Raw genomic sequence first — 12,493 nt, forward strand, 5'->3', positions numbered from 1 at the left:
CCCGTGGAGCCGGAGGGACGCGCGGGGACCGGGAGGGCATGCGGGTGCCGGAAGGCACGCGGGGCCGGGAGGACGCGCGGGGCCGGGAGGACGATCGCGCGCGGGCGCGCGGCGCTGGGCGTCCGTCCTCCCGGCACCCCCTGGCCCCCCGGGGCGGAGCGGGCCCTACCAGGCGTCGCCCCACTCGGCGTCGCGGGCCTCCTTGTACCGCGCGCCGTGCCGCTTGGTGACCGTGTCGCGTCGCAGGCCCTCCTCCGCGGTGCACAGGTCGAGCAGGACCTGCCCCTTGCGGATCTGCGGCCTGCGCACCACCCGCGCGACCGCCGGCTCCACCGGGAAGCGGACCGCCGCGACGTACGCGAACTTCTCGTCCTCGTACGCGAGGGAGCCGCCCTTCACCTGCCGGTGCAGCGACGAGCGGCTGACCCGCGCCGAGAAGTGGCACCAGTCGGTGCCCGGCGCGATCGGGCAGGCGGCGCTGTGCGGGCAGGGGGCGGCGACCCGCAGGCCCGCCCCGGTCAGCTGGTCGCGGGCGGCGATGATCCGCTCGTACCCGTCGGGGGTGCCCGGCTCGACGATCAGCACGGCCGCGGCGGCACGGGCGGCCTCGGCGACGAGCGCCGCCCGGTCGGCCGGGGCCAGCTCCTTCAGCACGTACGAGACGGTGACGAGGTCCACCGGGTCGAGCCGCAGCGCCCCGCCGATGCGGGCCCGCCGCCACTCGGCGCCGCGCAGGCCGGGCGCGCCGGACGCGGCGGCCAGCTCCCGGCCGAGGGCGAGGGCGGGTTCGGACCAGTCGAGGACGGTGGTGCGGGGCGCCCCGCCGCCCTCCTCCCCCCACGCCTCGGCGACCGCCCAGCTCGCCGCTCCGGTGCCGCCGCCGACGTCGGCGTGGGTGGCGGGCCGCCACCCGGGCGCGGCATCGCGCAGGGCGGCCAGCGCGGACCGCACCGCCTCGAACGTGGCGGGCATGCGGTACGCGGCGTACGCGGCGACGTCCGCGCGGTCCCGCAGCACGGGCGCGTCGGTGGGGGTGGTGCCGCGGTAGCTGGCGATGAGCCGGTCGACGGCCTGCGCCGCCTTGGTGGGCGGCAGCCCGTCGAGCAGCCCGGCGAGGGCGGCGCGCAGGGCGTCCGAGGTCGGGAGGGTGGCGTTCACCGACCCATGGTAGGCGGGCCGGCGGGGGTGCCGGTGTGCCGCCAGGGACGGCACAGCCCGAGGAAGCAGGCGACGGCGGCCAGCGCGCACACGAGCTGGACGACGGCCATCGGCACGGCCGTGTGCTCCCCGGCGATGCCGACCAGCGGCGAGGCGATCGCGCCGACGAGGAACGAGGAGGTGCCCAGCAGCGCGGAGGCGGAGCCGGCGGCGTGCGGGGTGCGCATCAGGGCCTGCGTGTTGGTGTTCGGCATGGCGAGGCCCATCGCCGACATGAGGACGAACAGTCCGGCGGCGACCGGGACGAGGCCCACCTCGCCGAAGACGCCGCCGGTCATCAGGAGCAGCGCGGTCGCGGCGGCGACGATCACGGCGAGGCCGGTGGCGAGGGCCTTGTCGAGGCTGACGCGGCCGACGAGCAGCTTGCCGTTGATCTGGCCGACGGCGACCAGGCCGATCGAGTTGATCCCGAACAGGAGGCTGAACGTCTGCGGCGACGCCCCGTAGATCTCCTGTACCACGAACGGCGAGGCGCTGATGTACGCGAAGAGCGCGGCGAAGGCGAAGCCGCCGGACAGCATGTAGCCGGTGAACACCCGGTCGGCGAGCAGTCCGCGCATGGTGCGCAGGGCGGACCCCACGCCGCCGCCGTGCCGCCGGGTGGGCGGCAGCGTCTCGTGGAGCCACTTCCACACGACGAACGTGAGCAGCGCGCCGACCGCGGTGAGGACGTGGAAGACGCCCCGCCAGTCCGTGGTCCGCAGGATCTGCCCGCCGATGAGCGGCGCGACGACGGGGGCGACGCCGGAGATCAGCATGAGGGTGGAGAAGAACCGGGCCATCTCCACGCCGTCGTACAGGTCGCGGACGACGGCGCGGGCGATGACGATGCCCGCCGCGCCCGCGAGGCCCTGGAGCAGCCGGAACGCGATGAGCAGCGCGACGTTCGGCGCGAGCGCGCAGGCGGCGGTGGCGAGGACGTACACGGCCATGCCGGCGAGGAGGGGGCGGCGGCGCCCCCACTTGTCGCTCATCGGGCCGACGACGAGCTGGCCGAGCGCCATGCCGGCGAGGCAGGCGGTGAGGGTGAGCTGGACGGTCGCGGCGGGCGACCGCAGGGACCCGGTGACCTCCGGGAGGGCCGGGAGGTACATGTCCATGGAGAGCGGCGGCAGCGCGGTCAGGCCGCCGAGGACGAGGGTGACGAGGAGGCCGGCGGCGCGGCGCGCGGCCGGGGGCGGCGGAGCGGTCGGGGTCTCGGCTCGGGTGGTGGGTATCGGTCCTCGGACGGTCTGTCCCTGCGTGCTCGGGCCGCTCTCCGGCATCTCGTCTCCTGTCCTGGGTGGTTCCCGCCTATGCTCTCAGCTCGACCAGGATGGTTTAAACGTCAAGCGAAGGGGTCGGGGCGTGGGGCGGAAGGTGCGCTGGGGTGTGCTGGCGACGGGCGGGATCGCCGCGTCGTTCACGCGGGACCTGCTGGAGATGCCGGACGAGGCCGAGGTGGTGGCCGTGGCCTCGCGGTCGGCGGCCCCGGCGGAGGCGTTCGCGGAGCGGTTCGGGATTCCGCGCGCGTACGGGACGTGGGCGGAGCTCGCCGCCGACGACGAGGTCGACGTCGTGTACGTGGCGACCCCGCACTCCGCGCACCGGGCGGCGGCCGGGCTGTGCCTGGAGGCGGGCCGGGCCGTGCTGTGCGAGAAGCCGTTCACGCTGAACGTGCGGGAGGCCGAGGAGCTGGTGGACCTGGCCCGGGAGCGCGGGACGTTCCTGATGGAGGCCATGTGGATGTACTGCAACCCGGTCGTGCGGCGGCTGGTGGAGGTGGTGCGGGACGGGGCGATCGGTGAGGTCCGCACCGTCCACGCCGACTTCGGCCTGGTCACGGCCGACGACCCGGGGCACCGGCTGCGGGACCCGGCCGCGGGCGGCGGGGCGCTGCTGGACCTCGGGGTGTACCCGGTCGCGTTCGCGCAGTTGCTGCTCGGCGAGCCGGACCGGGTCCGGGCCGACGCGCTGCTGTCGCCGCAGGGCGTCGACCTGAACACGGGCGTGCTGCTCGGCTGGGACTCCGGGGCCCAGGCGCTGCTGTCCTGCTCGGTCGTCGCGGACACCCCGCTGACCGCGTCGGTGACGGGGACGGCGGGCCGGATCGAGTTCCCGCGCGGCTTCTTCTTCCCGGAGGGGTTCACGCTGCACCGGGAGGGCCGGGAGCCGGAGGAGTTCCGGGTGGAGCTCCGCCGGGACAGCTACCAGTACGAGGCGGCGGAGGTGATGCGCTGCCTGCGGGCCGGTGAGAAGGAGTCGCCGCTGGTGCCCCTGGACGGCACGCTCGCCGTGATGCGGACGCTCGACGCGGTCCGGGACCGCATCGGCGTCCGCTACCCCGGCGAGTAGCCGCGCCTACACCTGGCGCAGCCCGGGCGCGCCCGCCTCGGTGACGAACGAGGCGGCCGTGGCGACGGGCGCGCCGGGGACGGTGACCGCGGCGACCGTCCGGTAGTCGGCGCGGGCCTGCCGCTCGTCGAAGGTGACGCGGAGGTACCCGCGCCGCCCGTTGTAGTACTTCATGTGCGGGTTGGCGGCGGTCAGGTCGCCCCAGTTGGCGGGCCGGTCGGCGCCGTCCTTGCCGCTGCTGACGGAGGTGGCGACGAGTTCGGTGCCGACGGTCGGCGAGGCGGGGTCGTCGAAGTCGGCCTTCAGGTCGAGGGCGTAGCCGACGTGGACGTCGCCGGTGAGGACCACCAGGTTGTCCACGCCCGCCGCCCGCGCCCCGTCGAGGAAGCGGCGGCGGGCGGCGGGGTAGCCGTCCCAGGCGTCCATGGAGAGCTTGAAGTCCGGGCCGGGGACGTTGCGCCGCTGGGCGAGGACGACCTGCTGCGGGACGACGTTCCACAGCGCGTCCGACGCCCGCCAGCCGTCGAGCAGCCAACGCTCCTGCTCGGCGCCGAGCATGGTGCGCGAGGGGTCCTGCGACTCCGGGCCGGGGACCCGCCAGCCGTCGCCGTACGCCTGGTCGGAGCGGTACTGGCGGGTGTCGAGCACGTCGAACTGGGCGAGCCGCCCGAAGCGCAGCCGGCGGTGGACCCGCATGTCGGGTCCGGTGGGCCGCTGGGGCGGGCGCAGCGGCTGGTTCTCCCAGTACGCGCGGTACGCGGCGGCGCGGCGCAGCAGGAACTCCTCGGGCGGCACGTCGTTCTCGGGGGTGCCGCCGGCGTAGTTGTTCTCCGTCTCGTGGTCGTCCCAGGTGACGACGAAGGGGTGCGCGGCGTGGGCGGCCCGCAGGTCCGGGTCTGTCTTGTAGAGGGCGTACCGGAGCCGGTAGTCCTCCAGCGTGACCGTCTCCCGGTTGAAGTGGGCGGGCAGGCGGCGGTCGGTGTAGGCGCGGGCGCCGCCGGTGGCGTTGACGGCGTACTCGTACAGGTAGTCGCCGAGGTGGACGACGGCGGTCAGGTCCGGCTCGTCGGCGAGGTGGCGGTACGCGGTGAAGTACCCGTCGTGGTACGCCTGGCAGGAGACGGCGGCGATGCGCAGCGCGGCCGGGCGGGCGCCCGGGTGCGGGGCGGTGCGGGTGCGGCCGGCGGGGCTGGTCCAGGTGCCGGCGCGGAACCGGTAGTGGTAGACGCGGCCCGGTTCGAGGTGGGCCACCTCCACGTGGACCGTGTGGTCGAACTCGGGGTGCGCGGTGGCCCGTCCGCGCCGGACGACGCGGGTGAACCGCTCGTCGTGGGCGAGCTCCCAGTGGACGGGGACGCGCGCCGCGGGCAGGCCGCCGCCGGGCTCGTACGGGCGGGGCGCGAGGCGCGTCCACAGCAGGACGGACGTGGGGTGCGGGTCGCCGGAGGCCACGCCGAGCGTGAACGGGTCGTCGGCGATCCGGCGCCCGTCGAGTTCGGCGGCCTGGGCGGCGCCCGCGGCCGGGATGCCGACGGCGAAGGCGAGCGCGGCGGCCGCGCCCGTGCCGGCGAGGAAGCCGCGTCTGCCGAAGTGGCGGGCGGCTGCGTGGAGTTCGGAGGTGTCGGACGTCATGCGCCGAGTACACCGCCGCGGTTCGTCCGGGACACGACATCCACATGGCGGGCGCGTGAGGTCCGGGTGCCGGACCGTCCCGTACGCTGCGCGCCCATGGACGCTGTGCGGAGGATCGCGGTGGTGACCGGGGCCGGTTCGGGCATCGGCCGGAGCGTGGCGGTGGCGCTGGCGGAGGCCGGGTGGTCGCTCGCCCTGGCCGGGCGGCGCCCGGAGGCCCTGGCGGGGACGGCGGAGCTGGCGGGGGCGACGGGCGACGGGGTGCTGTGCGTCCCGACGGACGTCACGTCCCCCGAGGAGGTGGCGGCGCTGTTCGCGGCGGTCCGCGACCGGTTCGGCCGGGTCGACCTGCTGTTCAACAACGCGGGCTCCTTCGCCGGCGGCGGGACGCCCGTCGAGGAGCTGGACCCCGCGACGTGGCGGCAGGTGGTGGACGTGAACCTGACGGGGGCGTTCCTGTGCGCGCAGGCGGCGTACCGGCATATGAAGGAGCAGTCGCCGCGCGGCGGGCGGATCATCAACAACGGCTCCGTCTCGGCGCACGTGCCGCGCCCCCACTCGGTGGCGTACACGGCGACCAAGCACGCGGTCACCGGCCTGACGAAGGCGCTGGCGCTGGACGGGCGCCCGTACGGCATCGCCTGCGGCCAGATCGACATCGGCAACGCGGCGACGGAGATGACGCGGCGCATGGAGGAGGGCATCCTCCAGGCGAACGGCACGCTCGCTCCGGAGCCGGTGATGGACGCGGCGGACGTGGCGCGGACGGTGGTCCACATGGCGTCGCTGCCGCTGGAGGCGAACATCCCGTTCGTGACGGTGATGGCGACGGGGATGCCGTACCTGGGCCGGGGCTGACACCCGCCACCGAGCGGAACCGGCCGGGAACAACGGAGAACAGCGGGGCCGAGCGGAACCGGCCGGGAACAACGGAGGACAGCCGGGCCAGCCGGGCCGGCCGGGAACAACGGGGAACAGCCGGGAACAAACGGGGGGCACGCGCGGGTTGCGGGGATCATGACGACCGGCGAGGGCACCCCCGAGATCCTGCACTACACCGCGTTCTCCGCCGACCCGGCGGGCGGCAACCCGGCCGGTGTCGTCCTGGACGCCACCGGTCTGGACGACACGGACATGCTGGCGGTCACCGCCCGGCTGGGCTACAGCGAGAGCGTCTTCCTGACGCCGCCGCCCGAGGGCCTGGGCGAGCCGGGGCGGGCGTTCACCGTCCGGTACTTCAGCCCGGTCGCGGAGGTCCCGTTCTGCGGGCACGCCACGGTCGCGGCGGCCGTCGCGCTGGGCGAGCGGACCGGCCCGGGCGACCTGGTGTTCGCGACGCGGGCCGGCGAGGTGCCGGTGTCGGTGACCGAGCGGGACGGGGCGCTGCGCGCGACGCTGACGAGCGTGGAGCCGTACGTCGAGGAGGCCGCCGCCGGGGACGTGGCGGAGGCGCTGGCCGCGCTGGACTGGCCGGTCGCGGACCTGGACCCGGCCCTGCCGCCGCGGATCGCCTTCGCGGGCGCCCGGCACCTGGTGCTCGCCGCGGGCTCGCGGGAGCGGCTGGCGGACCTGGACTACGACTTCGAGCGGCTGCGGTCCCTGATGCTGCGCCTGGACCTGACGACCGTGCAGCTCGTGTGGCGGGAGTCGGGGACGGTCTTCCACGTGCGGGACCCGTTCCCGGTGGGCGGCGTGGTCGAGGACCCGGCGACGGGCGCGGCGGCGGCGGCCTTCGGCGCGTACGCCCGCGCCCTGGGCCTGGTCCCGGAGCCGTCCGTCCTCACCCTGCACCAGGGCGAGGACCTGGGCCGCCCGGCGGAACTGACGGTCGAGCTGCGCGCCGGTGACCCGCGCGTCCACGTGTCCGGCACGGGCACCCGCATGTGACGCCCCCGCCGGAGCCACCAGGACCCCTTCCCCCCTCACAGGTCGCTGTCGGAATCGGCTGCCGGCGCCGATTCCGCAGTGCGACCCTCCTGCGCGAGTGCGAAAAGGCGCTGCGTCTCGATTTCCTTAGTGGCGTAGTGCGCAAGCCCGCGAAGCGGGGTCGGAGGTCCCGCGTAAAAGAACGGCGCCCTTGGCGAGGGCGCTGGCGAGAACCGCCCTGGATCCCGTCTCCGGCCTGGTCCGCGGCCACCTGAAGAACATCTGTTCCGGCTTGCGCGAGCTCCCGGCCCGCCCTGGTCGTCCTCATGGTCGTCTACTGCGGCCAGCGGCGCTGTGACGTGGTGGGCAGCTGCGGCGTCTCCACCTCCCCGTGCACCAGTGCCTACGGGAAGTGATTGCGTCGTGACGTCGACGGCAGCTTCACCGCTCTGGAAGACGACCCCGGCCCGCCGGTGATCGCAACCGGCCGTTGACGAGTCGCGGCCATCGCCCACTGTCGCCCAGAAGGGGCGAACCGGCTGGTCAGCCGCGAGGGCGTGGCGAACAAGCACGGCTTCCCCAGGACCCGCACCACCCCGTGACCTGCATCTTCAGAGTGAAACCCCCTACTGCATACGGCGTGAGATTGGCGTTGGGGGCTGTGTTAGACTTCCTTGGTCTACTGTCGTTGCATGGTGCCCGTCTAATCGAAATGCGCGGCGGCCCGTTTCTGGAAGTGGAGATTTTAATGGCTCAGCGTTGCGATGTTTGTGGCAAGGAGCCTTCCTTCGGTAAGTCTGTCGCCCGCCTGGGTAAGAACGCCATTCACCGCAGGGTGCAGGGGCGTTCGGCGCGGAGGTTCAACCCGAACGTGCAGCCCATGAAGACGACGGTCAACGGTACGCCGACCCGTCTGAAGGTTTGCACGTCCTGCCTGAAGAGGGGCAAGGTGGAGCGTCGCGTTGCTTCATAAGCGACGGAACGCGAGGTAGCCACGGGCGAACATCGACACTTCCTGCAAAAGATCAGTCAGATTAAGTCTACTGTCGCTGCGCGAGCAAAAGACTTGTTGTGAGATGTTCGCCATTTCCTGCGCATTCGGCGGAAGTTTGCACGGGACATCTTCGCCTGCGATGGTTGTGGTACATCAACTGCTCCACAGACGGGCCCCGATGAGTGGTACACGCTCCGGGATGATGTGTGGGCTGCGTCCGGTCATGATCCGGATGGAATTCGGTGCGTCGGCTGCCTTGAGGATCACCTTGGGCGGGAGCTTTCTGGCGAAGATTTCGCTCCCGTGGCCTTGAATGATCCCGAGTTCAGTCAGCACGGTCAACGACTCATTGATCGGTTGACGCGCAACACCTAGGCCGGTTGAGCCTCCACGACTCCGGGGCTCCAGCTCCGGCCGGCACTAGCCTCGATCCTGCAAAAGGGTCCGTCAGATTGCTGACGGACCCTTTTCGCTTGGTTGGAGCGGATGTGTCTGCCGTGGGACGGCTTGGCGGTCCGGAGGGGTGCGGGGTGCCATGTCCGCATGGAGGGCCGGCAGGCGCACAGCGGAGCCTCATCAGTAACGGCCGGTGACGCCCCGCATACTTTCGTTACGTGGTGCGGCCGTGTTCCCTTTTGAGGAGGACGAGGGCGGCTGGGGTCATTCGGGTGATGCCGCTGGGGTATGTCGAGTTCTCGTACCACCCCGGCCTTCGTGGCTATTACGCGGCTTAGTACATAGCCGCACGGTCTCTTTTGAACCGGTGTGGAATGGGGTATTGCCAACCTCCGGAATTCCACAAAAAGAGCCCTCGGCCAGTGGTTTTTCTGGTCAGGGGCCCTGGGCGGCAGACGAGTCGGGCATGTACGCCGGGTTCTGTGCCCCGGGACCTCGCGGTCGTCGGGGTGACGGCCATCCATCTAGGACCGGCGTTGCCGCCGGCCTCGTGCGGTCTACCCGCGGACTCGGGCGGGCAGCCCTCGAACGTCCGCGCAGGGCCGTCTCGCGACGGCCCCTCTTGACCTTGCTCCGGGTGGGGTTTACCGAGCCGCCTGGGTCACCCCAGGCGCTGGTGGTCTCTTACACCACCGTTTCACCCTTACCGAGGGCCGAGGCCCCCGGCGGTCTGCTTTCTGTGGCACTGTCCCGCGGGTCACCCCGGGTGGGCGTTACCCACCACCCTGCCCTGTGGAGCCCGGACGTTCCTCGGGGGGATCCTTCGATCCCCACGCGGCCGTCCGCCCGGCTCGTCTGCCGTGCCGCCCATGGTACCCGCCCCGGTGGCGCGCTTGACCTTGTCGCTGCGTCAACGTTTCTACTGGCCGTATGAGGATCGGAGAGATCGCCCGGCTCGCCGGCGTCAGCACGCGGGCCGTACGGCACTACCACCGGATCGGGCTGTTGCCCGAGCCGCCGCGGCGGGGCAACGGGTACCGGGAGTACGGGTTGCGGGACGCGGTGCTGCTGGCGCGGGTGCGGCGGCTGGCCGAGCTGGGCTTGTCCCTGGACGAGGTGCGGGACGTGCTCGCCGACGACGCAGGGCGGGAGCTCGTCGAGGTGCTGGAGGAACTGGACGCCGACCTGGCCCGGCAGGAGGCCGAGGTGCGGGCGCGGCGGGAGCGGCTGGCGGTGCTGTTGGGGCAGGCCCGCGAGGGGCGGCTGCCGGCCGAGGGGCCCGTGTCGCCGGAGCTGGCCGCGCTGTTCGCGGACATGGCCCGGACCGGTGCCGGGCGCGGCGGGCCGGAGCCCAGGATGGCGGCGCTCGACCGGGACCTGCTGACCCTGATGGACTCCTCGTTCGCCAACGAGGAGGGGCGGCGGATGGTCGCCGCCATGCGGGACGCGGTGGCCGGGCCGGAGGCGCTGGAGCGTGCCTACGACCTGTACGCGCGGCTGGACGAGCTGGACGGCGCCGGGGCCGGGGACCCGCGGGTCGGGCCCACCGCGTCGCTGCTCGCCGGACTGCTGCCGGACGAGGTGGCGGAGCGGGCGGCCGAGCTCGACCTGGACGCCTGGGGCGGGGGCGGCGGGTTCGAGGGGGCGTTCCTCGCGGAGTTCTCCCCCGCCCAGGCCGAGGTGGTCCGGCGGGCCCTGCGGATCGCCGCGGGGCGGGTGGAGGCCCCCGGGCGGGCGGAGGACTCGGGGCCGGCTGGGGATGCCGGACGGGCCCAGGACGGTGGACGGGCTGAGGGCACCAGACGGGTCGAAGACCCCGGACGGGCGACGGAGGCCGGGTGGGCCAAGGACGGTGGGCAGGCCCAGGACGCCGGGCGGACCAAGGACCCTGGGCGGGCCGGGGGTGCCGGGCGTGGTGAGCGGGCGGGGGGCGGGCGGTGAAGCGGCTGCTGCGGGGCGCCGCGTACGCCCTCCTGCCCGTCGAGGCGGTGCTCGCCGTGTGCCTGGCCGCCGGGGTGGCGATACCCGTACCCGTGCTGCACGCGCTGGAGGTGCTCGCCGTCGCCGCCGTGCTGCTGGGGGTCGCCGTGTACCGGGGGGCCCGCCGCCGGGGGCTCTCCCGGCGCGAGGCGCTGTACGAGGTCGTGCCGGAGCCCGTCGTCCGGATCGCCGGGCACGAGCTGGGCCTGATGGTGAGCCTGGTGCGGTGGGCGGGGCGGCGGCGACACGGTGTGGGCGGGGGCGTCGAGGCGTTCGGGCACGCCCGGGACCAGGCCGCGCTCATGTACGGCTTCACGTTCGTGTGCGCCGTCGAGGCGGTGGGGATGTTCTGGCTGCTGCGGGACGTACCCGTGGTGCACGAGGTGTTCCTGGTGCTCGACGTGTACACCGTGCTGTTCGTCCTGGGTCTGCACGCCGCCTCCGTCACCCGGCCCCACCTGCTGGACGGGCGGGTGCTGCGGCTGCGGCAGGGGTGCCACGTGGACCTCGCCGTACCGCTCGACGCCGTCGCCGCCGTCCGGCACGAACCGCTGTTCACGCACGAGAGGGCCGAGGGGGAGCTGGACCTGAAGGTCGGCGGGCAGACCTCGCTCACCCTGGAGCTGGCGACGCCGGTGGAGGCCGTGGGGCTGCTCGGCAAGCGGCGGGAGGTGCGCGTCGTACGGTTCCACGCCGACGACCCGCGGGCGCTGCTGGCCGCGCTCGGGCGGGCACGGACGGCGCCTTCTCCCGCCCCTGGTGCGCCCGCGTGAGCCGTACGCCCCACCGCTCCCCCGGCGGCGGCTCCCCGCAGCCCTCCGGGCGGGCCCCCACCGCCGGGGCTCCGGACGGCCACCACCAGGGCTCCGGACGGGCCGCCACCGCCGGGGTTCCGGACGGGCCGCCACCAGAACTACCGGCGGATGGGTGGAGGGGACGGCCGGCCGGTTCGGGGCCGGGTGAACCGGGGCTCCGGGCGGGCCGGTGGGAGGCTCCCGGTTTCCGCTCCGGCGCGCACGCCGGACGGGACGTCGCGCGGCACTTTGTACGCTGGCCGGGGGCCGTATCCCCCGCCCCCGTCCGTATGTGAGGAGAACCACCGTGCTCGTGTTGCTGCCGCCGTCGGAGGGCAAGGCCGCCTCGGGGCGCGGCGCGCCGCTGGAGCCGGACGCGCTGTCCCTGCCGGGGCTGGCGGAGGCGCGGGCCGCCGTGCTCGCGGAGCTGGTCGAGCTGTGCGCCGCCGACGAGGAGAAGGCGCGCGAGGTCCTCGGGCTGAGCGAGGGGCTGCGCGGCGAGGTCGCGAAGAACGCCGCGATGCCGACCGCCGGGGCCCGCCCCGCCGGGGAGGTGTACACGGGTGTCCTGTACGACGCGCTGGGCCTGGCGACGCTGGACGCGGCGGCGCGGAAGCGGGCGCGGGCGTCGCTGCTGGTGTTCTCCGGGCTGTGGGGCGCGGTGCGGATCGACGACCGGATCCCCTCGTACCGCTGCTCGATGGGGGTGAAGCTGCCGGGGCTGGGGGCGCTCGGCGCGTACTGGCGCGGGCCGATGGCGGAGGTCATGCCGGAGGTGGCCGGGGACGGGCTGGTGCTGGACCTGCGGTCGGCGGCGTACGCGACGGCGTGGAAGCCGAAGGGCGAGGTGGCGGGGCGCACGGCGACGGTGCGGGTGCTGCACGCGCCGACCCGGAAGGTGGTCAGCCACTTCAACAAGGCGACGAAGGGCCGGATCGTACGCGGTCTGCTGGAGTCGGGGGCGGCGCCCGCGACGCCGGGCGAGCTGGTGGAGGCGCTGCGGGGCCTCGGGTACGCGGTGGAGTGCGAGGCGCCGGGACGGGCCGGGAAGGCGTGGTCGCTGGACGTGTTGGTGGACGAGGTCCACTGACCGCCGCCGGGGTAGCGGGGGATGGGACGGACCGCCACCGCGGGGTGGGGTGAGCGTCGTGGGCAAGGGCCGTCGTCGCGGGGCGGGCCGCCATCGCGGGGCGGACGCCGTCGCAGGACGGGCCGCCGCCGCAGGACGGGGCCACCGTCGCAAGGCGGGGTGAGCGTCGTGGGCAAGGACCGTCGTCGC

11 protein-coding genes and 1 other RNA gene are annotated in these 12,493 nt (G+C 74.2%); 7 read left to right on the forward strand and 5 right to left on the reverse strand.

All coding sequences use genetic code 11. The features are described 5' to 3' along the window. Positions 1–165: 165 nt before the first annotated feature. Positions 166–1,158 (reverse strand): small ribosomal subunit Rsm22 family protein, encoded by a 993-nt coding sequence (locus RND61_RS16365; protein WP_315878693.1) that lies wholly within the window; start codon positions 1,156–1,158, stop codon positions 166–168. Then, positions 1,155–2,483, reverse strand: coding sequence for a multidrug effflux MFS transporter (locus tag RND61_RS16370; RefSeq protein WP_315878694.1), 1,329 nt, complete (start codon positions 2,481–2,483; stop codon positions 1,155–1,157). The genes RND61_RS16365 and RND61_RS16370 overlap by 4 nt, the downstream gene beginning before the upstream one ends. A gap of 82 nt (positions 2,484–2,565) precedes the next feature. Here RND61_RS16370 and RND61_RS16375 point away from each other — a divergent pair, with 82 nt between their 5' ends. Further along, on the forward strand, positions 2,566–3,552 hold the full coding sequence (locus RND61_RS16375; RefSeq protein ID WP_315878695.1) for a Gfo/Idh/MocA family protein: 987 nt from the start codon (positions 2,566–2,568) through the stop codon (positions 3,550–3,552). A 6-nt stretch (positions 3,553–3,558) separates the two neighbouring features. Here RND61_RS16375 and RND61_RS16380 read toward each other — a convergent pair whose 3' ends face one another. Beyond that, on the reverse strand, positions 3,559–5,184 hold the full coding sequence (locus RND61_RS16380) for an alkaline phosphatase D family protein (RefSeq protein WP_315878696.1): 1,626 nt from the start codon (positions 5,182–5,184) through the stop codon (positions 3,559–3,561). A gap of 96 nt (positions 5,185–5,280) precedes the next feature. Here RND61_RS16380 and RND61_RS16385 point away from each other — a divergent pair, with 96 nt between their 5' ends. The 3 genes from RND61_RS16385 to rpmB all read left to right on the forward strand — a co-directional run bounded on the left by RND61_RS16385 (position 5,281) and on the right by rpmB (position 8,023). Beyond that, positions 5,281–6,042, forward strand: coding sequence for an SDR family oxidoreductase (locus RND61_RS16385; RefSeq protein WP_315878697.1), 762 nt, complete (start codon positions 5,281–5,283; stop codon positions 6,040–6,042). A gap of 159 nt (positions 6,043–6,201) precedes the next feature. Then, positions 6,202–7,071 (forward strand): PhzF family phenazine biosynthesis protein, encoded by an 870-nt coding sequence (locus RND61_RS16390; protein ID WP_315878698.1) that lies wholly within the window; start codon positions 6,202–6,204, stop codon positions 7,069–7,071. A gap of 727 nt (positions 7,072–7,798) precedes the next feature. Further along, positions 7,799–8,023, forward strand: coding sequence for a 50S ribosomal protein L28 (gene rpmB / locus RND61_RS16395; RefSeq protein ID WP_315878755.1), 225 nt, complete (start codon positions 7,799–7,801; stop codon positions 8,021–8,023). A gap of 174 nt (positions 8,024–8,197) precedes the next feature. On the opposite strand, the gene RND61_RS16400 is transcribed toward rpmB, so the two are convergent. Beyond that, the gene (locus tag RND61_RS16400) at positions 8,198–8,380 is read right to left on the reverse strand and encodes a hypothetical protein (protein ID WP_315878699.1); all 183 of its coding nucleotides are present in this window, start codon (positions 8,378–8,380) and stop codon (positions 8,198–8,200) included. Between the two features lie 512 nt (positions 8,381–8,892). Then, positions 8,893–9,294: RNase P RNA component class A (rnpB, locus tag RND61_RS16405), an RNA gene on the reverse strand. A 76-nt stretch (positions 9,295–9,370) separates the two neighbouring features. On the opposite strand from rnpB, the gene RND61_RS16410 reads away from it, so the two are divergent. The 3 genes from RND61_RS16410 to yaaA all read left to right on the forward strand — a co-directional run bounded on the left by RND61_RS16410 (position 9,371) and on the right by yaaA (position 12,304). After that, complete coding sequence (locus tag RND61_RS16410) at positions 9,371–10,381, forward strand: MerR family transcriptional regulator (protein ID WP_315878700.1); 1,011 nt, start codon at positions 9,371–9,373, stop codon at positions 10,379–10,381. After that, positions 10,378–11,193, forward strand: coding sequence for a hypothetical protein (locus RND61_RS16415; protein WP_315878701.1), 816 nt, complete (start codon positions 10,378–10,380; stop codon positions 11,191–11,193). The genes RND61_RS16410 and RND61_RS16415 overlap by 4 nt, the downstream gene beginning before the upstream one ends. A gap of 328 nt (positions 11,194–11,521) precedes the next feature. Beyond that, positions 11,522–12,304 (forward strand): peroxide stress protein YaaA, encoded by a 783-nt coding sequence (gene yaaA, locus RND61_RS16420; RefSeq protein ID WP_315878702.1) that lies wholly within the window; start codon positions 11,522–11,524, stop codon positions 12,302–12,304. The last annotated feature ends 189 nt before the right edge of the window (positions 12,305–12,493 follow it).

This window comes from Streptomyces tamarix (assembly GCF_032423885.1).
GTDB lineage: Bacteria > Actinomycetota > Actinomycetes > Streptomycetales > Streptomycetaceae > Streptomyces > Streptomyces tamarix.

Excerpts from the sequence above, each read along its gene's own strand:
- rpmB (WP_315878755.1), top strand. The coding sequence starts at position 7,799 with ATGGCTCAGCGTTGCGATGTTTGTGGCAAGGAGCCTTCCTTCGGTAAG.
- RND61_RS16410 (WP_315878700.1), top strand. The coding sequence starts at position 9,371 with ATGAGGATCGGAGAGATCGCCCGGCTCGCCGGCGTCAGCACGCGGGCC.
- RND61_RS16370 (WP_315878694.1), bottom strand. The coding sequence starts at position 2,483 with ATGCCGGAGAGCGGCCCGAGCACGCAGGGACAGACCGTCCGAGGACCG.
- RND61_RS16380 (WP_315878696.1), bottom strand. The coding sequence starts at position 5,184 with ATGACGTCCGACACCTCCGAACTCCACGCAGCCGCCCGCCACTTCGGC.
- RND61_RS16385 (WP_315878697.1), top strand. The coding sequence starts at position 5,281 with ATGGACGCTGTGCGGAGGATCGCGGTGGTGACCGGGGCCGGTTCGGGC.
- RND61_RS16390 (WP_315878698.1), top strand. The coding sequence starts at position 6,202 with ATGACGACCGGCGAGGGCACCCCCGAGATCCTGCACTACACCGCGTTC.